Here is a 17968-nt window from a genome sequence, read left to right as displayed (position 1 = left end):
GTCATCCGCGCCGCGGGCCCGGTACGCCGGGCCCATCGCCAGATAAACCGCCCCTTCGGGGGCGGTTTTTTTTCGCCTCGTGCCGGGTTAAGACAAACTTTGCTACTATGGTTCCAGCAGAAATTGACCGGCGCTTTTTATCTGACAATTAAGGACAGTGTGAAACATGGACAGCCTCATTATCTTCGAAAAATTGACGGCGCAACACCTGCCATACCTGTATGAGATCCGCTTTTCCGTTGAAGAAAACCTGCTGCATCCGCATCAGGTCCAGTATCTGCAGCGCAAACAGGCGCTGGAGGACATCAACCAGGGCGGCGGTTGGATCTGCAAGTATGGCGACGACTATGCCGGCGTTGGCTTCGGGTTATTCATCCCTGAACCGCTGATCGGCGGCCTGTTCGTGAAGCCGGAATACCAGTCTAAGGGGATCGGCTCTGCCTTACTGGCACGGGTCACTCACTGGATGTTTGAGCACGGCGCCGAAGCGATCCACTTAACCACCGATCTCGGCTCCAAGGCCGAAGGCTTTTATCAACGTCACGGCTGGGTCGTGGTCGGGCAGGATGAATTTGGCCAGGCCGAACTGGTGAAACGCAAAGAGGGTGAATGATGAAAATCAAAGGATTGATGACGTTACTGCTGCTTTCGCTGTTTAGCGCGCGGCTGTATGCGGCCGTTGACTATTTTTATCTGAAACCGCTCGACGGCGAGAAGATCAAAATCACCCGGCAGATGCTGGAGGCGATGCCGCCGCACACGATTAAAACCTCGACCAATTTCACCCCGGAAGATACGTTTACCGGCGTTGAGTTTGCTGAGCTGGTGAAAGCCTATCATCTGAAAGGCCAGTCGGTGCGCGCTTTCGCCTGGGACGATTACTCCTACTCGATGCCGATTGACGAGATGATTAAATACCGCGTGATTGTCGCCTATCTGCGCGGCGGTAAGCCGATCGACGTGGGGGAGCTGGGGCCATTCGCCATTATTTATCCGCGCGATGGCTACGCTGAGCTGAATAACCTGGATGTGAATGCGAAAACCGTCTGGCAAGTTAAACGGTTGGAGATGAAATAAGATGAGCAAAAAACTGATCGGTACTCTTATCGCGTTGGTTGCCATCTTCTCTTTATTGATTTTGTTGATTGCTATTAACTTCGGTGGCGTAAAAGAGCGCTATAAGCAGATCGAGCCCAATCTGGACAACTACTCGGTGGCCGAGATCCTCTTTCTGGCGTTTGAAAGGACCAAAACCGCGCTGCTGCTCAGTGAAAATAACGACTACGACGCTTTCCTGATCAAGAAGAAAATCTTTTACTCGAAGATTCAGATCCTGGAGAGCCGTTCGACCTTCAGCGACTCTTTTTATTACGACGACGAGTTCATCAAGAATGTTGCGCTGCTGAAGCAGCAGTACCGCACGTTGGACGATCTCTCCGCCGGCTTGCTGGTGGGGCAGAAAAACAAGGCGGATATTCTCTCTTATATGGATGATATCGAGGGCACGCTGGTCGATATCCAGGAAATTATTTATCGGATACAGATTAAAAACTTTACCGAAGTGAAAGGCATCATCCAGGACAACTCGAGTAAAGCCGAGATGTTTGCCCTCTTTTCGCTGATGTTGGTGTTCCTGATGATGTTCCTGGTGCTGAGAAATGCCTTCTCGTTAAAAGAGATCATCAAGAATAAGAACATCTTTATCTCTTCCATCTACCACGAGATCGCCGGCTCGACTCAGGCCATCGTCATTGCTGCGGATATCATGGAGCACGAGCTAGCGCAGGAAGAGTTGAAAAAAGAAGCTCGCCTGATCTCCTATCACGGCAATAAGATCACCGAACAAACGCGCGAGGTGATGGATTATTCGCGGCTAGAGATGGGGGAGGTCAAAGTGAATATATCCACCTTCCGTCTGAATGAGGTGGTGGACGATGCCATGACCAGTATCAGCGCCGGGCGCGGTAATCGCATCGTGGTGCGTCGTTCATCCTATGTTGGTTTGATTTGCTCCGACAAATATAAGCTCTACCGAATATTGGCCAATCTGCTCAGCAACGCGGACAAATTTACTCACCACGGTGCGATTATCCTCAATGTGAAGGTGTGCCACGGCAATCTGTATTTATGGGTAAAAGACACCGGCATCGGGTTTAACGTCGATAATCTGGAACGATTATATAAGGCGTTCAATCAGGGGGTGGAAAGGGAAACGCGACAGGGATTGGGGCTGGGGCTGACCATTATCAAAAATTACGTCACGACGATGAAAGGCGCCATCAAGGTCAAATCCGTCGAAGGGGTTGGCTCGTCGTTTTTGATCCGCATCCCGGTCAAACTAATTAAAGAATAAGTTCGACAGCAGCAGCGAAGAGATAATCAGCGGTTTGGTCGGTTTTTCCACCAGATGCACGTCATAGTGCAGGATCATATCGCCGATGTTTTTCTCGTAGTGATTCAGCTGGCCGGTCAAAATGATGATGCGGGCATGCGGATCGAGGGCATCTTTAATTTTCTTCACGACGCGTTCGGAAGTCTCGCCGAAGTCCAACAGCCAGTCCAAAATAAACGCCTCAAAAGACTGGTGCTCCAGCGCGGCCAGCATGGCGTCCGCCGTTTGAAAGGTCTCGGTCTCGATGCCGTAGCGGTAGGCGATCTTCTTCAACAATTCGAGAATATCACTGTCATTGTCCAGGATCGCGATACGCGGAGCCGGCAGAAAGTCTATCTTGTTGACTTTGTACAGTGGGGCATCGGCGGCATGTTCCCGGTTGGTGTTGATGATGAAAAGATCGTCTTTTTTGTAGGCGTAGGTTTCGTCGCTGTCTGCTTGCGTGGCCGGGCGCTCGTCGACCTCAATGTTGCAGCGCTTGTGAATGCTGTTCATGATAAAGACGCCGTTATGCGTCCTTTGGCCGGCAAACGGTTCGTTGAAATACTGAAAAACCTTTTTGATTTCATCGAGGGTGATGCCCCTTTTGCCATCCAGTTTTTGTTTGGCGCTGTTGTACTGAAGGTTCAGTATGTTGGCCATCGTGGAGGCATGTTTTCTGTCGCCAACTCCTTTCAGAGTGAGCAACGCGCTGATTGCATCGATATAATTTGGCGTTTTCTTCATGACAACCTTGGCTTTTTTGATGTTGACCGCGAGCGCTGAAAAACCTGCGCGAGAACCCGTGCTGGATTATAGATGATGCTCCGGTGGTTGCGGTGATATCAGTTTGATTTCCTTTGGCAAACTCAAAACATACTCGATACTAAATAAAAAAACACTCAAAAGACATTCACATTTAATCGTTTATGTGGTTAATTAGCGCACATACTGTGTGATTCGCGTCCTGGGGGGGTGCCTGTCTCACAAAATAAACCGCCTGCTCTTGTCCGTAAGCAGGGAGCAGGCGGCAAAAAAGATCTGCGGTCAACACCAGGGCTATTGGCTGCACCGGGGATGACCATTCGAACCTCTCTTCGTCGCTGTATCTTCTTTTTTCCTCGTTCCTCACTGTGCTGCCGCAATAGCGCCCTATGAATATCACTCCTAAGTGAATACCGAACGCAGATATCGTATCTTTCTGACAGCCCATTAACCGACAAGACAACCTACCCGTACGCCCTTACAGGCCGCGATACGGCATATGCGCGTTGCCGCGGACGAGGGCCGGAGTCGCGCAAGAGGATCTCCGGCGCGATCCGGGATGGGATAAGGCGGGGCCATCGAGAGGGTGACGGCCCCGGCCGACGCCGGGTTTGGCGGTCGGCAAGGCCACTATAATCGGCGCGTTTGCCGGCGCCAGCGCTGCCGTTCGGCATTGCGCGGCCGCTCCAGCGTTTTCTTCACACGGCGGCAAACGTTGCTGTTTATTGCGCGCCGCGTCCCAGATAACCGTCCCAGTCTTTCCACACCGGCTGCAGCCCGGCGTGGCTGATGGCCTCGGCGACCTGCTGCGGCGTGCGGCCGTCGTGCGGTTCGAACTGTTCCAGCTCCGGCGGTACGTCATCGGCATAGCCGCCGGGCTGCGTCTTGGATCCGGCGCTGACGCTGTTGATCGCCACCGGGATCATATGATCGCGGAAGTAAGGCGACTCCCGGGTAGACAGCGACAGCTCAACGTCTGGCGCGAACAGCCGGAAGGCGCAGATCAGCTGCACCAGTTGAGGCTCGCTCATGATCGACGCCGGCTCAATGCCACCGGCGCAGGGGCGCAGACGCGGGAACGAGATCGAGTAGCGGCTCTGCCAGTAGGTTTGCTGCAGGTAGAACAGATGTTCCGCCAGCAGGTAGCAGTCGGTGCGCCAACTGTTGGACAGACCGATCAATGCGCCGAGGCCGATCTTGTCGATCCCGGCGCGCCCCAGGCGATCCGGCGTGGCCAGGCGCCAATGGAAATCCTGCTTCTGGCCGCGCAGGTGGTGCTGCAGATAGGTGGCCGGATGGTAGGTTTCCTGGTACACCAGCACGCCGTCCAGGCCCAGCGTTTTCAGTTCGGCGTATTCCTCCTGCGCCAGCGGCTGCACTTCCATCATCAGCGAGCTGAAGTGCCGGCGGATCGCCGGGATGTGCTGGCGGAAATAGTCCATGCCAACCTTGGTCTGATGTTCGCCGGTGACCAGCAACAGATGTTCGAACCCCAGCGCCTTGATGGCTTCGCACTCGCGTGCGATCTCCGCCGCATCCAGCGTTTTGCGCTTGATGCGGTTGCTCATCGAAAAGCCGCAGTAGGTGCAGTCGTTGGAGCACAGGTTAGAGAGATACAGCGGCACATAGAAGCCGACGACGTTACCGAACCGCTGGCGGGTCAGCTGCTGTGCGCGCTGCGCCAACGGTTCCAGATACGGCGTGGCCGCGGGGGAGATCAGCGCCATAAAGTCGTCGCGCGTCAGCTTGTCGGCGTTCAACGCGTGCTCCACGTCGCGCGTAGTTTTGCCGTTGATGCGCAGCGTAATGTCGTCCCAGTCCAGCTGTTGCCAGCGGCTACTGAAATCGTCGGCCATCATTGCGCCTCCTCTGGCTGGCTGAGAAAAGCGGTCAGCGGGCTGGACGCGACCGCGCCGCGCTGGCTGGAGCCTAATCCGGCGCTGCGTGCCAGCTCGCCGGCCTCCAGCGCCAGGCGAAACGCCCGCGCCATCTGCACCGGATCGCGCGCCACGGCAATGGCGGTATTCACCAGCACCGCGTCGGCACCCAGCTCCATCGCCTCCAGCGCGTGGCTTGGCGCGCCGATGCCGGCGTCTACCACCACCGGCACCTTGGCTTGCTCGATGATGATTTCGAGGAAGTCACGGGTGCGCAGACCGCGGTTGGAGCCGATAGGCGCACCGAGCGGCATCACCGCCGCACAGCCCACCTCTTCCAGCCGTTTGCACAGCACCGGATCGGCGCCGCAGTAGGGCAGCACCACAAAACCGTCTTTCACCAGCGTTTCCGCCGCTTTCAGCGTTTCTATCGGATCAGGCAGCAGGTATTTCACATCGGGATGGATCTCCAGCTTCACCCAGTGGGTGCCGAGCGCTTCACGCGCCAGCCGGGCGGCGAACACCGCCTCGGCGGCGGTTTTGGCGCCGGAGGTGTTGGGCAACAGCCTGACGCCCAACTGCTGCAGCGGCGCCAAAATGGCGTCGTTGCCGCCGCGCAGATCGACGCGCTTCATGGCCATGGTCACCAGCTGTGAGCCGGAGGCCGCCAGTGCCTCCAGCATCAACGCCGGGGTGGCGAACTTGCCGGTGCCGGTGAACAGGCGCGAGGTAAAAGTGGTATCGGCGATTTTCAGCATGTCAGCCTCCGGCGATCGCTTGAAACAGCAAAATGTCGTCACCGTCATGCACCTGATGGTCGGCCCAGTCGGCGCGTGGGATGATGGTTTGGTTGATCGCCAGCGCGGTGCCCGGCTGGTGGCGTTCCAACTGGGTCAGCAGGGCGGCGACGCTGAGCGGCTGCGCCAGCTCAAGCGGTTGGTCGTTCAGCCGGATTTTCATGCTGCGCCTCCGCATACCGGGCAGGCGCGGGCCTGGCTCAGTTGCAGCGTGCTCCAGCTCTGCTGCTTACCGTCGAACAGCCGCAGTTTCCCGCTGAGGGAGGAAGGCATGCCGGCCAGCATCTTGATGGCCTCCAGCGCTTGCAGGGTGCCGATTACGCCGACCACCGGGCCGAGTACCCCGGCAGTGCGGCAGTTGCGTTGCGGTTCTTCCTGCTCCGGATACAGGCAGGCGTAGCAGCCGTGCGCATAGGGCGGCTCGAGCACCAGCAGCTGGCCGCTGAAACCGACCGCGCTGCCGCTGATCAGCGGCTTGGCGGCGGCGATGCAGGCGGCATTGACCTCATGACGGGTCGCCATATTGTCGCAGCAGTCCAGCACCAGATCGGCGCGGGCGACCGCGTCGCGCAGCGCTTGCCCCTGTAGCCGTTGCGCCAGCGGGATGGATTCCACCAACGGGTTCAGCGCCTGCAGGTGGCGTTGCGCCAGCGCCGCCTTACCGGTGGCGGTATCGGCGCTGCGGTAGAGGATTTGCCGCTGCAGGTTGGTAACGTGCAGCTGGTCGTCGTCGGCCAGCAGCAGCGTGCCGACGCCGGCGGCGGCCAGGTACAACGAAGCCGGGGAACCGAGCCCGCCCAAACCGACGATCAACACCGTGGCGCGCTTGAGTTTCTCCTGGCCTTCCGGGCCGACGTCCTCCAGCAGCAGCTGGCGGCTGTAGCGCAGGAATTCCTGATCGTTAAGCATCGCTCGACCCCTCGCCTTCGATCAGCCGCAGCAGCTCGGCCGTCGCCGCGCGCCAATCCGGCGCCTGGGTGATGGCGCTGACCACCGCCACGCTGCCGACGCCGCACGCCAGCACTGCCGGTACGCGATCGATACTGATCCCGCCGATCGCCACCGTCGGGTAATCCGCCAGGCCGGCGATGTGGCGTTTCAACTCCGTCAGCCCCTGCGGCGCCGAAGGCATGTCTTTGGTTTGGGTGGGGAAGATGTGCCCCAGCGCGATGTAGGACGGTTTCACCGCCAGCGCGCGCGCCAGTTCGGCGTCGTCATGGGTGGACACGCCGAGCCGCAACCCGGCGCGGTGAATGGCAGCCAGATCGGTGGTATCGAGATCTTCCTGGCCCAGATGCACGCCGTAGGCGCCATGCTTGATCGCCAGCCGCCAGTAGTCGTTGATGAACAGCCGTGCCTGATAACGCTGGCCCAGCGCGATGGCGGCGGCGATATCCTCTTCGACCTGCTCGTCAGGCAAATCCTTGATGCGCAGCTGGATCGTGGTAACGCCGGCTTCCAGCAGGCGAGCGATCCATTCCACGCTGTTGACGACCGGGTAGAGTCCCAGCTTGTGGGGCGTTGCCGGGAAGGGGGTCGTGATATCAGTCATTGTTTGTCTCCTCTTGCAGGGTGCCGGCGCTGTGATACAGCTCGCTGCCGCGGGCACGGAATTCGGCGGACATTTTCTCCATGCCGGTCAGCTGCACTTCGATCGGCTTGGCGGCCTCCTGGGCGGCGGCGTAGTCGCGCACCTCCTGCGAAATCTTCATCGAGCAGAATTTCGGCCCGCACATTGAGCAGAAGTGGGCGACCTTGCCGGATTCCTGCGGCAGGGTTTCGTCGTGATAGGCGCGCGCGGTGGCCGGATCGAGCGCCAGATTGAACTGATCTTCCCAGCGAAATTCGAAACGCGCCTTGGACATGGCGTTATCGCGGATCTGCGCGCCCGGATGGCCCTTGGCCAGATCGGCGGCGTGGGCGGCGATCTTGTAGGTGATCAGGCCCTGTTTGACGTCTTCTTTGTTCGGCAGGCCGAGGTGTTCTTTCGGCGTGACGTAACACAGCATGGCGCAGCCGAACCAGCCGATCATCGCCGCGCCGATGCCGGAGGTGAAATGGTCATAGCCCGGGGCGATATCGGTGGTCAGCGGGCCGAGGGTGTAGAACGGCGCTTCGTGGCAGTGTTCCAGCTCTTCGGTCATATTGCGGCGGATCATCTGCATCGGCACATGGCCCGGGCCTTCGATCATCACCTGCACGTCGTATTCCCAGGCGATTTTGGTCAGCTCGCCCAGCGTATGCAGCTCGGCGAACTGGGCTTCGTCGTTGGCGTCCTGAATCGAGCCGGGGCGCAGGCCGTCGCCGAGCGACAGCGAAACGTCGTAGGCGGCGCAGATCTCGCAGATTTCACGGAAGTGCTGATAGAGGAAGTTTTCCTGATGGTGCGACAGGCACCATTTGGCCATGATCGAGCCACCGCGCGACACGATGCCGGTCAGGCGTTTGGCGGTCATCGGCACATAGCGCAGCAGCACGCCGGCGTGGATGGTGAAGTAATCGACCCCTTGTTCCGCCTGTTCCAGCAGCGTATCGCGGAACATCGCCCAGGTGAGGTTTTCCGCCACGCCGTTGACCTTCTCCAGCGCCTGGTAGATAGGCACGGTGCCGATGGGAACCGGGCTGTTGCGCAGGATCCACTCGCGGGTTTCGTGAATATAGCGGCCGGTGGAGAGATCCATCACGGTGTCTGCGCCCCAGCGGGTGGCCCACACCAGCTTCTCCACCTCTTCTTCGATCGACGACGTGACCGCCGAGTTGCCGATATTGGCGTTCACCTTCACCAGGAAATTGCGGCCGATGATCATCGGCTCCGCCTCCGGGTGATTGATGTTGGCAGGAATGATGGCGCGGCCGGCGGCCACTTCCTGGCGCACGAACTCCGGCGTGATGTTGTCCGGCAGGTTGGCGCCCCAGCCCTGGCCCGGATGCTGGTGGCGCAGCACCTCGCCGCGAATGCGTTCGCGCCCCATGTTTTCACGGATGGCGATAAACTCCATCTCCGGGGTGACGATGCCGGCGCGGGCATAGTGCAGCTGGGTCACGCGCTGGCCCGGCAGCGCTTTGCGCGGCAGCGGCAGATGTTCGAAGCGCAGGTGATCCAGCCCCTCGTCTGCCAGCCGCTGCTGGGTGAAGCCGGAGCTGGCGCCGCTGAGAGTCGTGGTATCGCCGCGCGCGTCGATCCAGCCGGCGCGCAGCTTGGCCAGGCCGGCGTGCACATCGAGCTTGGCCTGCGGATCGCCGTAGGGGCCGGCGGTGTCATACACCGGGATCGCCTCGTTCTGTTCATACTGCGGGCTATCTTTGCTGCCGCCGACCAGGGTCGGACTGAGCTGAATTTCGCGCATCGGCACCTGGATATCGCGGCGCGAGCCCTGCAGGTAGATGCGGCGTGAGTTTGGGAAAGCCATGCCTTGCAGCGTGTCGATAAACTGCTGGGCGGCTTCGCGTTGCGCTTTACGGGCGCGCGGGGGATTAATGTTAGACATAGCAAGTTCCTACCAGTGTGTTGGGTTGGGAAAGTTGCTTGTCTGGAGCTCGGAGGGAGTAATGATGGTGGCCGATAAGGCAGGGCGCCCGCAAGGGGGAGGCCGTGCCTGTGGCGATAGATTACTCTTGTTCCCTTCGCGGGTATTAACCCGATCAGGTTCCGCGGATCCCGAATTAACGGTCTCAGCCTGGCTGATTCGATGAACAAATCAGGCGCTAGGCACTCCGACAAGATGCCCCCCAGTATAGGAGGGATATGAAAAAAAACTATAAAATTTTAACGCGCCGGATCCAGCGTCTGGTCCGGCAGCGGTTGCTGCGCGGCTTCTGCTTCCAACTGGATCAGCTTATCTTCCAGCGCAAAGCGCGCCGCCAGCGTTTCGCCGATATCCGACAAGGCCTGGTGGAATTCCAGACAAACCTCCTGATCGATATCCACTTCGGTATAGCGATCGTGGAACGCCATGATCTGTTCAGTATTGGCCCACAGCTTGGGATAGATGTTCACCGCCAGCGACATTTTCGGACTGGCTGCGCCTTCCACTTGTTTGATAATTCTGTCATAGATATGAAAATGCCCTGCGGAGAGGTAATCCACCAGGTTGTGGCAAAAGTTCTCCAGCGCTTTTTCATTCAGCGGCGTATGCTTTTCTTTATTCGGTTTGAGGCCTACCAGCGTGCAGTAGGCGACCAGCAACTGTTTGCGGGCCTGAAGCCATTGATCAACTAATTCATTACTACCGCCAACGCGCTGAGTCAGCCTTTCCAAACGGTTGAGCATGTTTGACTCCGTGTAAGTAACAAAAGTAACCGGTAAGTTATTAAAATGTAACAAAGCCGATTTGTAGAGTGCCAGTGAAGCTGAGGTTGTGCAACAACGATATGGAACTTGCATTAACGGGCAATGAAAACGGCTGGTGGATTGTCAGCCATGAAAGCAAACTTTGGTTACCGAACGGTGAATTGCCGTCGGGGACGGCCGCCGCCCTCGGGCTGCAGGGCCACATGGCGCGCACCATCGGTGAATGGGAGGGCGCGCCGGTTTGGCTGGTGCGCCAGGCGATGCCGCGGGAGATGGGATCGGTGCGTCAGCTGTTGGATCAGGATCGCGGTCTGTTCCAGCTTGCCGGGCGCGGCGTTCAGTTGGCGGATTTCTACCGCTCTCATCGCTATTGCGGCTACTGCGGCCATGAGATGCACCTCAGCCGCTCCGAAAGCGCCTGCCTGTGCGGCCACTGCAAAGAGCGGTACTACCCGCAGATTGCGCCCTGCGTGATCGTCGCCATTCGGCGCGACGATCAGATCCTGCTGGCGCAACACGTGCGCCATCGCGGCGGCATCCATACGGTGCTGGCCGGCTTCGTCGAGGTGGGCGAAACGCTGGAACAGGCGGTAGCGCGCGAAGTGATGGAAGAGAGCAATATCGAAATCAAGAACCTGCGTTACGTCACCTCACAACCCTGGCCGTTCCCGCACTCGCTGATGATGGCCTTTATGGCCGATTACCATCAGGGTGACCTTCGACACGACCCCAAGGAGCTGCTCAACGCCGGCTGGTATCGCTACGACCAACTGCCACTGTTGCCGCCGCCCGGCACCGTGGCGCGCCGGTTGATTGAGGACACCGTGGCGCTGTGCCGGGCAGAATAATGTACAATGGCCGGCAGATTATTAAGGGAGCCCCATAAATGACTGAGTTGAAGAACGATCGCTACCTGCGCGCGCTGTTGCGCCAGCCGGTGGATGTGACCCCCGTATGGATGATGCGCCAGGCCGGTCGTTATTTACCGGAGTACAAGGCGACCCGCGCCCAGGCCGGTGATTTCATGTCGCTGTGCAAGAACGCGGAGCTGGCCTGTGAGGTTACGCTGCAGCCGCTGCGCCGCTATGCGCTGGACGCCGCCATTCTGTTCTCCGACATTCTCACCATTCCCGACGCCATGGGGCTTGGCCTGTACTTTGAAGCCGGCGAAGGCCCGCGTTTCAGCTCACCCATCACCTGCCGTGCTGACGTCGACAAACTGCCGGTGTTCGATCCAGAAGTGGAGTTGGGCTATGTGATGAACGCGGTGCGTACCATCCGCCGCGAGCTGAAGGGCGAAGTGCCGCTGATCGGCTTCTCCGGCAGCCCATGGACATTGGCTACCTATATGGTTGAGGGCGGCAGCAGCAAGGCCTTCACCAAGCTGAAGAAGATGATGTATGCCGAACCGGCCACGCTGCACCTGTTGCTGGACAAGCTGGCGGACAGCGTGATCCTGTACCTCAACGCCCAGATCAAGGCCGGCGCGCAGTCGGTGATGGTGTTCGACACCTGGGGCGGCGTGTTGACCGGGCGCGATTACCGCGAGTTCTCGTTGCACTACATGCACAAGATCGTCGATGGCCTGCTGCGTGAGAATGACGGCCGCCGCGTGCCGGTGACGCTGTTCACCAAAGGCGGCGGGCAGTGGCTGGAGGCGATGGCTGCCACCGGCTGCGATGCGCTGGGGCTGGATTGGACCACCGACATCGCCGACGCGCGTCGGCGCGTGGGCGATAAAGTGGCGCTGCAGGGCAACATGGATCCGTCGATGCTTTATGCTTCCCCGACGCGCATCGCGGAAGAAGTGGAGACCATTCTGGCCGGTTTCGGCCACGGCAACGGCCATGTGTTCAACCTGGGCCACGGCATCCATCAGGATGTGCCGCCTGAGCACGCCGGCGCCTTCGTCGAGGCGGTGCACGCGCAGTCGGCGAAATACCACCGTTAAGGATTCGATGTGATCGATATGCAGGCCCTGCGCGCCGAACAGCTGCGGCGCGCGGCTGAAGTCATTCGCTACGACGATCTGCCGGCCGACCCGCCGGCCTTCATCGCCGGCGCCGACGTGGGCTTCGAGCAGGAGGGGGCGGTGACGCGTGCCGCCATCGCCATCCTGCGCTATCCGTCGCTGGAGCTGGTGGAGTATCAGGTGGCGCGTATCGCCACCGTCATGCCTTATATCCCGGGCTTCCTGTCGTTTCGCGAATACCCGGCGCTGTTGGCCGCCTGGGCACAGCTGCGGCAAAAGCCGGGGCTGGTCTTCGTCGATGGGCATGGCATTTCGCATCCGCGGCGTCTCGGCGTCGCCAGCCATTTCGGCCTGCTGGTCGATGTGCCGACCATCGGCGTGGCCAAGAAGCGCCTGTGCGGCAAATTCGCACCGCTGGAGGCCGCCGTCGGTGCGCTGGCGCCGTTGGAAGATAAGGGTGAACAGCTGGGCTGGGTATGGCGCAGCAAGACGCGCTGCAACCCGCTGTTCATCTCTACCGGTCACCGCGTGGGCGCCGACAGCGCGCTGGCGTGGGTGCAACGCTGCATGGCGGGCTACCGTTTGCCGGAGCCGACCCGTTGGGCTGATGCCATCGCATCGCGGCGCCCGGCGTTTCAGCGTTGGTTGCAGCAGCATCCGGAGGTGTCGCCATGAGCGATTTCGGGTACACTGCGCCGCAGATAACGCGTAAGAGAGTAAAGCATGCTACGTAACCCGATTCATTTACGTCTGGAACGGCACGAGGCTTGGCAACATTTGACCTTTATGGCCAGTTTGTGCGAGCGTATGTACCCGAATTACCAGATGTTCTGCAAACAGACCGAGTTCGGCGATCCGGCGGTTTATCGCCGCATTCTGGATTTGGTGTGGGAAACGCTGGTGGTGAAGGACGCCAAGGTCAACTTCGACAGCCAGCTCGAGAAGTTGGAAGAGGCGATTCCGTCGGCGGAAGATTACGATCTTTACGGCGTTTACCCGGCAATTGATGCCTGTATCGCATTAGGGGAACTGATCCATTCGCGGCTCGGCGGGGAGACGCTGGAGCACGCCATCGCCATCAGCGAAACATCGATTCGCACCGTGGCGATGTTGGAAATGACTCAAGCCGGTAAGGAAATGACCGACGAAGAGTTGGGCAGTTTGCCTGCGGTAGAGGAAGAATGGGACATTCAATGGGAAATTTTCCGCCTGTTGGACGCCTGTGAAGAGCGCGATATAGACCTGATCAAGGGGCTGCGATCCGACCTGCGAGAGGCCGGTGTCAGCAACATCGGGATAAATTTAGCGCAATAAGGCAGCAAAACGTGATTTAACGCCTGATTTGTCATGCCTTAAGGCTTCACATCCGCACCCTGTCTGGTCTACATTTGGGGGGCGTAAAAAAAGTGGCTATCGGTGCGTGTATGCAGGAGAGTGCTGTCAATCGGCATATCCGTCGCACTCGATGCTTTGCAAACGATAAACACACTGTAAGGATAACTTATGAACAAGACTCAACTGATTGATGTAATCGCGGACAAGGCTGACCTTTCCAAAGCACAAGCTAAACTGGCTCTGGAATCCACCCTGGCTGCTATTACTGAGTCTCTGAAAGAAGGTGATGCAGTACAATTGGTTGGCTTCGGTACTTTCAAAGTAAACCATCGTAGCGAGCGCACTGGCCGCAACCCACAGACTGGCAAAGAAATCAAAATCGCAGCAGCCAACGTGCCTGCGTTCGTTTCTGGCAAAGCACTGAAAGACGCTGTTAAATAAGACCGCGCCTCGGTGAAAAGATTAAACAGAGGGGCGATGGCGCCCCTTTTGTTTACTCGTCGGGTGCTCATGGCCGCCGGCATCGCCCTCGGTCTGAGCGCCTGCAGTTTCCATTCCGATATTCCCAGCTTTACCGCCAGCGGCTTTGTGGCCGATCAGGGCGTGATACGCCTGTGGCGTAAAGACGATGAGCAACATCGTCCGCAGGTGCTGGTCAGTGTCTATAGTCCCTACCGGGGGCCGGGCACCATCACTACGTTGTACACCTATCAGGGCGACGTGCTGCGCCAAATCAAACGCAACGATGCCGACGGCGATCGAGACTCCATTCAACTGCGCTTTGCCGACGACGGCACGGTGAGCTTTATGCAGCGCCAGCTGGCGACACGCCGCGAACCGCTGACCAGCGATGAGATAGCACTGTACCAATATCAGGCGCGACGTATCCTCGAGGTCAGCAATGCGCTGCGCGCCGGCAAGGTCAAATTACTGCAGGGGCGTTGGATGCAGGGCGAGGTGCAAACCTGCGACGGCCAGCGCTTAAAACCCGGGTTGGATGCCACCGCCATCGGCTGGATCGAAAAACGCGCCCGCAGCAGCAGCCGGCCGGTGAGTGTCGCCTGGTTGGAAGCGCCGGAAGGCAGTGAACTGCTGCTGGTGGCGAACGACGACTTCTGCAGCTGGGAACCGAAAGAAGACCAGCTATAAAAAAGGCCCCGCGCCGCGGAGCCTCTTGTCATGACCTTATCAGGTCAAATCACTTGCCGCGCGCAATCGCGCGATAACCGATATCTTTGCGGCAGAAGCTGCCCGGCCACTGAATGCCTTCCGCCAGCTGATAGGCGCGTTGCTGCGCCTGCGCCACGGTGTCGCCCAGCGCCGTCACGCACAGCACGCGGCCGCCGCTGGTGACGACGTCATCGCCCTGCAGGCGCGTACCGGCGTGGAAGACCTTACCGTCGGCGCTTTCCTGCTGCGGTAACCCCTGGATCACCTCGCCGTTGCGATAATCACCCGGATAACCGCCGGCCGCCAGCACCACGCCGAGCGCAGGGCGTTCGTCCCAGTCAGAGCTTTTCTCGTTCAGGCGGCCTTCGGCACCCGCCAGGCACAGCTCCACCAGATCGGAGCGCAGGCGCAGCATGATCGGCTGAGTTTCCGGATCGCCAAAACGGCAGTTGAATTCGATCACCTTCGGCTGGCCGTCGGCGGAGATCATCAGGCCGGCATACAGGAAGCCGACGTAGGTATTGCCTTCCGCCGCCATGCCGCGCACCGTCGGCCAGATCACCTGGTCCATGGCGCGCTGGTGGATTTCGTCGGTCACAACTGGCGCCGGAGAGTAGGCGCCCATACCGCCGGTGTTCGGGCCGGTGTCGCCGTCGCCGACGCGTTTGTGGTCCTGGCTGGTGGCCATCGGCACCACGTTCTCGCCATCGACCATCACGATGAAGCTGGCTTCTTCGCCGTCGAGGAACTCTTCCACTACGATGCGATGACCGGCGTCGCCGAAGGCGTTGCCGGCCAGCATGTCACGCACGGCTTCTTCCGCCTCCTGCAGCGTCATCGCGACGATCACGCCTTTACCGGCGGCCAGGCCATCGGCTTTGATGACGATCGGTGCGCCTTTGCGGCGCACATAGGCGAGTGCCGGCTCCACCTCGGTAAAGTTTTCATATTCGGCGGTCGGGATGCGGTGGCGCGCCAGGAAATCCTTGGTGAAGGCTTTAGAGCCTTCGAGCTGCGCGGCGGCCTGCGACGGGCCGAAGATTTTCAGACCGGCGGCCTGGAAGGCGTCGACTACGCCGATCACCAGCGGCGCTTCCGGCCCGACGATGGTCAGACCGATGTCATGGCTCTGGGCGAACGCGACCAGGGCAGGGATATCTGTGGCGGCGATCGCCACGTTCTCCAGATTGGCTTCCAGCGCGGTGCCGGCGTTGCCCGGCGCAACGTAGACTTTGTCCGCCAGCGGAGACTGGGCGGCTTTCCAGGCCAGCGCGTGCTCGCGCCCGCCGTTGCCGATAATCAAAATGTTCATCAGGGGCTCCACGAATGGCGTGCGCCGGAGCGCACGCGGCAAAAGGAATTAATGGCGGAAGTGACGCATGTCGGTGAAGATCATCGCGATGCCGTGTTCATTGGCGGCGGCGATCACTTCGTCGTCGCGGATTGAGCCGCCAGGCTGGATCACGCAGGTGATGCCGACCGCCGCGGCGGCATCGATGCCGTCACGGAATGGGAAGAAGGCGTCGGAGGCCATGGCGGATCCTTTCACCTCCAGCCCTTCGTCGCTCGCTTTGATACCGGCGATCTTGGCGGAGTAAACGCGGCTCATCTGGCCGGCGCCTATGCCGATGGTCATATTGTCACGTGCATAAACGATGGCGTTGGATTTCACGAACTTGGCCACTTTCCAGCAGAACAGCGCGTCACGCAGTTCCTGCTCGGTCGGCTGGCGCTCGGATACCACGCGCAGATCGGCGGCGGTCACCATGCCGAGATCGCGATCCTGCACCAGCAGCCCGCCGTTGACGCGCTTGAAGTCCAGCCCCGCCACGCGTTGCTGCCACTGGCCGCAGGCCAGCACGCGCACGTTCTGTTTGGCGGCCAGCAGGGAGCGCGCTTCCTGGGTGACGTTTGGTGCGATGATCACTTCCACGAACTGGCGGCTGATGATCGCCTGCGCGGTGGCGGCGTCCAGCTCGCGGTTAAAGGCGATGATGCCGCCGAAGGCGGAAGTCGGGTCGGTTTGGTAAGCGCGCTCGTAGGCGGCCAGGATGTCGTCGCCGATCGCCACGCCGCAAGGGTTGGCGTGCTTGACGATCACGCAGGCCGGTTCGGCGAACTCTTTCACGCATTCCAGCGCGGCGTCGGTATCGGCGATGTTGTTATAGGACAGCGCTTTGCCCTGCAGCTGCTCGGCGGTCGCGACGGACGCTTCCTTTACCTCTTCTTCTATATAGAAGGCGGCCTGCTGGTGGCTGTTCTCACCGTAACGCATATCCTGCTTCTTGATGTAGTTGAGGTTCAGGGTTCGCGGGAAGCGGCCGGACGGCTGTTCGGTCTCGCCGTGGTACGCCGGCACCAGCGCGCCGAAGTAGTTGGCGATCATGCTGTCGTAGGCGGCGGTGTGTTCGAAGGCTTTGATGGCGAGATCGAAGCGGGTGGCATAGCGCAGCGAGCCGTCGTTGTTGTCCATCTCGGTAATGATGGCGGCGTAGTCGCTGCTCTTCACGACGATGGCGACGTCTTTATGGTTCTTGGCGGCGGAGCGCACCATGGTCGGGCCGCCGATATCGATATTTTCGACCGCGTCTTCCAGCGAGCAATCTGGGCGCGCCACGGTTTGGGCGAACGGGTACAGATTGACGACCACCATGTCGATAGGCTGGATGTCATGCTGATTCATGACCGCGTCGTCCTGGCCGCGGCGGCCGAGGATACCGCCGTGAACTTTCGGGTGCAGGGTCTTAACTCGTCCGTCCATCATCTCCGGGAAGCCGGTGTAGTCGGAAACTTCGGTAACGGGCAGACCGGCGTCTGCCAGCAGGCGGGCGGTGCCGCCGGTGGAGAGCAGTTCAACGCCGCGCTGGGAAAGCGCTTCGGCGAATTCAACGATACCGGCTTTGTCAGACACGCTGAGCAGGGCCCGGCGGATTGGACGAGGTTGTTGCATGGTTTTATCCCTTGGCTTTGAGTCGCAATTAAAGAGCGTTACGTGAATGTCCACCTCGTTCTCTCTATAAGGAAGGGTTTTTTGCCTTATAAAGGGAGGGTCAGGCACATATTCAGGTAGCGCCCCCATAAAAAGGGGGATCGTTTCGTCGCGGGGAATTGTAGCGAAAACGTTTGCGTGGCGCTCGTAAATTTTCCGTGCAAATCGCATCTGTGGATAACACTGTGCGCAAGTGGGTATAAGGCGGGGTTTTGCTGTGGAATGCAGCGAACGATCGTTTTTGCTGAAAATACCTGTTGCGGCCTGCGAGGAACTCCCTATAATGCGCCTCCATCGACACGGAACATGTGAACAACTTCACAGAGTATCCGGGGGTCGCAGAGAAAAAATCCTGAAAATTAGGGTTGACTCTGAAAGAGGAAAGCGTAATATACGCCACC

At 59.5% G+C, this 17968-nt stretch carries 19 protein-coding genes and 1 riboswitch; of the genes, 9 read left to right on the top strand and 10 right to left on the bottom strand.

Going from position 1 to position 17968, the window contains the following annotated elements:
- Nucleotides 1-166 precede the first annotated feature (166 nt).
- The 3 genes from WA302_RS25035 to WA302_RS25025 are packed head-to-tail and all read left to right on the top strand — an operon-like array spanning nucleotide 167 to nucleotide 2353.
- On the top strand, nucleotides 167-613 hold the full coding sequence (locus WA302_RS25035) for a GNAT family N-acetyltransferase (RefSeq protein WP_149570723.1): 447 nt from the start codon (nucleotides 167-169) through the stop codon (nucleotides 611-613).
- Entirely contained in the window at nucleotides 613-1077 is a 465-nt protein-coding gene (locus WA302_RS25030) for an oxidoreductase (protein ID WP_149570724.1), read from the top strand. Before WA302_RS25035 ends, WA302_RS25030 begins: the two co-directional genes overlap by 1 nt.
- 1 nt (nucleotide 1078) lies before the next feature.
- The gene (locus tag WA302_RS25025; protein ID WP_025304942.1) at nucleotides 1079-2353 is read left to right on the top strand and encodes a sensor histidine kinase; all 1275 of its coding nucleotides are present in this window, start codon (nucleotides 1079-1081) and stop codon (nucleotides 2351-2353) included.
- Here the strand turns inward: WA302_RS25025 and WA302_RS25020 are convergent.
- The 8 genes from WA302_RS25020 to WA302_RS24985 all read right to left on the bottom strand — a co-directional run bounded on the left by WA302_RS25020 (nucleotide 2339) and on the right by WA302_RS24985 (nucleotide 10080).
- Nucleotides 2339-3118 (bottom strand): helix-turn-helix domain-containing protein, encoded by a 780-nt coding sequence (locus WA302_RS25020; RefSeq protein ID WP_149570722.1) that lies wholly within the window; start codon nucleotides 3116-3118, stop codon nucleotides 2339-2341. The genes WA302_RS25025 and WA302_RS25020 overlap by 15 nt on opposite strands.
- A 740-nt stretch (nucleotides 3119-3858) precedes the next feature.
- Nucleotides 3859-4992, bottom strand: coding sequence for a 2-iminoacetate synthase ThiH (gene thiH, locus WA302_RS25015; RefSeq protein WP_336064774.1), 1134 nt, complete (start codon nucleotides 4990-4992; stop codon nucleotides 3859-3861).
- A complete protein-coding gene (locus WA302_RS25010; protein WP_033652706.1) occupies nucleotides 4992-5771 on the bottom strand; it encodes a thiazole synthase in 780 nt (259 codons plus the stop codon). Before WA302_RS25010 ends, thiH begins: the two co-directional genes overlap by 1 nt.
- Before the next feature lies 1 nt (nucleotide 5772).
- Nucleotides 5773-5973 carry a sulfur carrier protein ThiS gene (gene thiS / locus WA302_RS25005; protein WP_060448523.1) on the bottom strand — a complete coding sequence of 67 codons (201 nt, stop codon included), beginning with the start codon at nucleotides 5971-5973 and terminating at the stop codon, nucleotides 5773-5775.
- The gene (locus tag WA302_RS25000) at nucleotides 5970-6719 is read right to left on the bottom strand and encodes a HesA/MoeB/ThiF family protein (RefSeq protein ID WP_004929883.1); all 750 of its coding nucleotides are present in this window, start codon (nucleotides 6717-6719) and stop codon (nucleotides 5970-5972) included. Before WA302_RS25000 ends, thiS begins: the two co-directional genes overlap by 4 nt.
- A complete protein-coding gene (thiE, locus tag WA302_RS24995) occupies nucleotides 6712-7362 on the bottom strand; it encodes a thiamine phosphate synthase (RefSeq protein WP_149570721.1) in 651 nt (216 codons plus the stop codon). The genes WA302_RS25000 and thiE overlap by 8 nt, the downstream gene beginning before the upstream one ends.
- Nucleotides 7355-9298, bottom strand: coding sequence for a phosphomethylpyrimidine synthase ThiC (thiC, locus tag WA302_RS24990; protein WP_149570720.1), 1944 nt, complete (start codon nucleotides 9296-9298; stop codon nucleotides 7355-7357). The genes thiE and thiC overlap by 8 nt, the downstream gene beginning before the upstream one ends.
- A 114-nt stretch (nucleotides 9299-9412) precedes the next feature.
- A riboswitch (TPP riboswitch) is annotated at nucleotides 9413-9537 on the bottom strand.
- Nucleotides 9538-9576: 39 nt separating this feature from the next.
- The gene (locus WA302_RS24985) at nucleotides 9577-10080 is read right to left on the bottom strand and encodes an Rsd/AlgQ family anti-sigma factor (RefSeq protein ID WP_016929420.1); all 504 of its coding nucleotides are present in this window, start codon (nucleotides 10078-10080) and stop codon (nucleotides 9577-9579) included.
- Nucleotides 10081-10181: 101 nt separating this feature from the next.
- Here WA302_RS24985 and nudC point away from each other — a divergent pair, with 101 nt between their 5' ends.
- The 6 genes from nudC (at nucleotide 10182) to WA302_RS24955 (ending at nucleotide 14557) form a co-directional block, all read left to right on the top strand.
- Nucleotides 10182-10949 carry an NAD(+) diphosphatase gene (gene nudC, locus WA302_RS24980; RefSeq protein WP_025304948.1) on the top strand — a complete coding sequence of 256 codons (768 nt, stop codon included), beginning with the start codon at nucleotides 10182-10184 and terminating at the stop codon, nucleotides 10947-10949.
- Between the two features lie 38 nt (nucleotides 10950-10987).
- Entirely contained in the window at nucleotides 10988-12052 is a 1065-nt protein-coding gene (hemE, locus tag WA302_RS24975; RefSeq protein ID WP_149570719.1) for a uroporphyrinogen decarboxylase, read from the top strand.
- A 9-nt stretch (nucleotides 12053-12061) separates the two neighbouring features.
- Entirely contained in the window at nucleotides 12062-12748 is a 687-nt protein-coding gene (gene nfi / locus WA302_RS24970; RefSeq protein ID WP_149570718.1) for a deoxyribonuclease V, read from the top strand.
- A 48-nt stretch (nucleotides 12749-12796) separates the two neighbouring features.
- On the top strand, nucleotides 12797-13387 hold the full coding sequence (locus WA302_RS24965; protein WP_025304951.1) for a YjaG family protein: 591 nt from the start codon (nucleotides 12797-12799) through the stop codon (nucleotides 13385-13387).
- Nucleotides 13388-13576: 189 nt separating this feature from the next.
- The gene (gene hupA, locus WA302_RS24960) at nucleotides 13577-13849 is read left to right on the top strand and encodes a nucleoid-associated protein HU-alpha (RefSeq protein ID WP_004929874.1); all 273 of its coding nucleotides are present in this window, start codon (nucleotides 13577-13579) and stop codon (nucleotides 13847-13849) included.
- Nucleotides 13850-13885: 36 nt separating this feature from the next.
- The gene (locus tag WA302_RS24955) at nucleotides 13886-14557 is read left to right on the top strand and encodes a DUF1481 domain-containing protein (protein ID WP_080271274.1); all 672 of its coding nucleotides are present in this window, start codon (nucleotides 13886-13888) and stop codon (nucleotides 14555-14557) included.
- A 49-nt stretch (nucleotides 14558-14606) separates the two neighbouring features.
- Here the strand turns inward: WA302_RS24955 and purD are convergent, their stop codons facing one another.
- Nucleotides 14607-15890, bottom strand: a complete 1284-nt coding sequence (gene purD / locus WA302_RS24950) for a phosphoribosylamine--glycine ligase (protein WP_015376331.1) — start codon at nucleotides 15888-15890, stop codon at nucleotides 14607-14609.
- Nucleotides 15891-15938: 48 nt separating this feature from the next.
- The gene (gene purH, locus WA302_RS24945) at nucleotides 15939-17528 is read right to left on the bottom strand and encodes a bifunctional phosphoribosylaminoimidazolecarboxamide formyltransferase/IMP cyclohydrolase (RefSeq protein ID WP_089181545.1); all 1590 of its coding nucleotides are present in this window, start codon (nucleotides 17526-17528) and stop codon (nucleotides 15939-15941) included.
- Between the last annotated feature and the right edge of the window lie 440 nt (nucleotides 17529-17968).

Origin of the sequence: Serratia sp. 201, assembly GCF_037027545.1 — a bacterium.
In the GTDB taxonomy this organism is placed as follows: domain Bacteria; phylum Pseudomonadota; class Gammaproteobacteria; order Enterobacterales; family Enterobacteriaceae; genus Serratia; species Serratia bockelmannii.
This window is presented reverse-complemented; position numbering and strand designations above follow the sequence as displayed.

What these genes read in the sequence shown, in the direction of transcription:
- thiH (WP_336064774.1), bottom strand. Translation starts at nt 4,992, where the DNA reads ATGGCCGACGATTTCAGTAGCCGCTGGCAACAGCTGGACTGGGACGAC.
- WA302_RS25035 (WP_149570723.1), top strand. Translation starts at nt 167, where the DNA reads ATGGACAGCCTCATTATCTTCGAAAAATTGACGGCGCAACACCTGCCA.
- WA302_RS24955 (WP_080271274.1), top strand. Translation starts at nt 13,886, where the DNA reads ATGGCGCCCCTTTTGTTTACTCGTCGGGTGCTCATGGCCGCCGGCATC.
- WA302_RS25025 (WP_025304942.1), top strand. Translation starts at nt 1,079, where the DNA reads ATGAGCAAAAAACTGATCGGTACTCTTATCGCGTTGGTTGCCATCTTC.
- thiC (WP_149570720.1), bottom strand. Translation starts at nt 9,298, where the DNA reads ATGTCTAACATTAATCCCCCGCGCGCCCGTAAAGCGCAACGCGAAGCC.
- WA302_RS25000 (WP_004929883.1), bottom strand. Translation starts at nt 6,719, where the DNA reads ATGCTTAACGATCAGGAATTCCTGCGCTACAGCCGCCAGCTGCTGCTG.
- WA302_RS25030 (WP_149570724.1), top strand. Translation starts at nt 613, where the DNA reads ATGAAAATCAAAGGATTGATGACGTTACTGCTGCTTTCGCTGTTTAGC.
- WA302_RS24965 (WP_025304951.1), top strand. Translation starts at nt 12,797, where the DNA reads ATGCTACGTAACCCGATTCATTTACGTCTGGAACGGCACGAGGCTTGG.
- thiE (WP_149570721.1), bottom strand. Translation starts at nt 7,362, where the DNA reads ATGACTGATATCACGACCCCCTTCCCGGCAACGCCCCACAAGCTGGGA.
- WA302_RS25020 (WP_149570722.1), bottom strand. Translation starts at nt 3,118, where the DNA reads ATGAAGAAAACGCCAAATTATATCGATGCAATCAGCGCGTTGCTCACT.
- purH (WP_089181545.1), bottom strand. Translation starts at nt 17,528, where the DNA reads ATGCAACAACCTCGTCCAATCCGCCGGGCCCTGCTCAGCGTGTCTGAC.
- nudC (WP_025304948.1), top strand. Translation starts at nt 10,182, where the DNA reads ATGGAACTTGCATTAACGGGCAATGAAAACGGCTGGTGGATTGTCAGC.
- hupA (WP_004929874.1), top strand. Translation starts at nt 13,577, where the DNA reads ATGAACAAGACTCAACTGATTGATGTAATCGCGGACAAGGCTGACCTT.
- purD (WP_015376331.1), bottom strand. Translation starts at nt 15,890, where the DNA reads ATGAACATTTTGATTATCGGCAACGGCGGGCGCGAGCACGCGCTGGCC.
- hemE (WP_149570719.1), top strand. Translation starts at nt 10,988, where the DNA reads ATGACTGAGTTGAAGAACGATCGCTACCTGCGCGCGCTGTTGCGCCAG.
- WA302_RS25010 (WP_033652706.1), bottom strand. Translation starts at nt 5,771, where the DNA reads ATGCTGAAAATCGCCGATACCACTTTTACCTCGCGCCTGTTCACCGGC.
- WA302_RS24985 (WP_016929420.1), bottom strand. Translation starts at nt 10,080, where the DNA reads ATGCTCAACCGTTTGGAAAGGCTGACTCAGCGCGTTGGCGGTAGTAAT.
- thiS (WP_060448523.1), bottom strand. Translation starts at nt 5,973, where the DNA reads ATGAAAATCCGGCTGAACGACCAACCGCTTGAGCTGGCGCAGCCGCTC.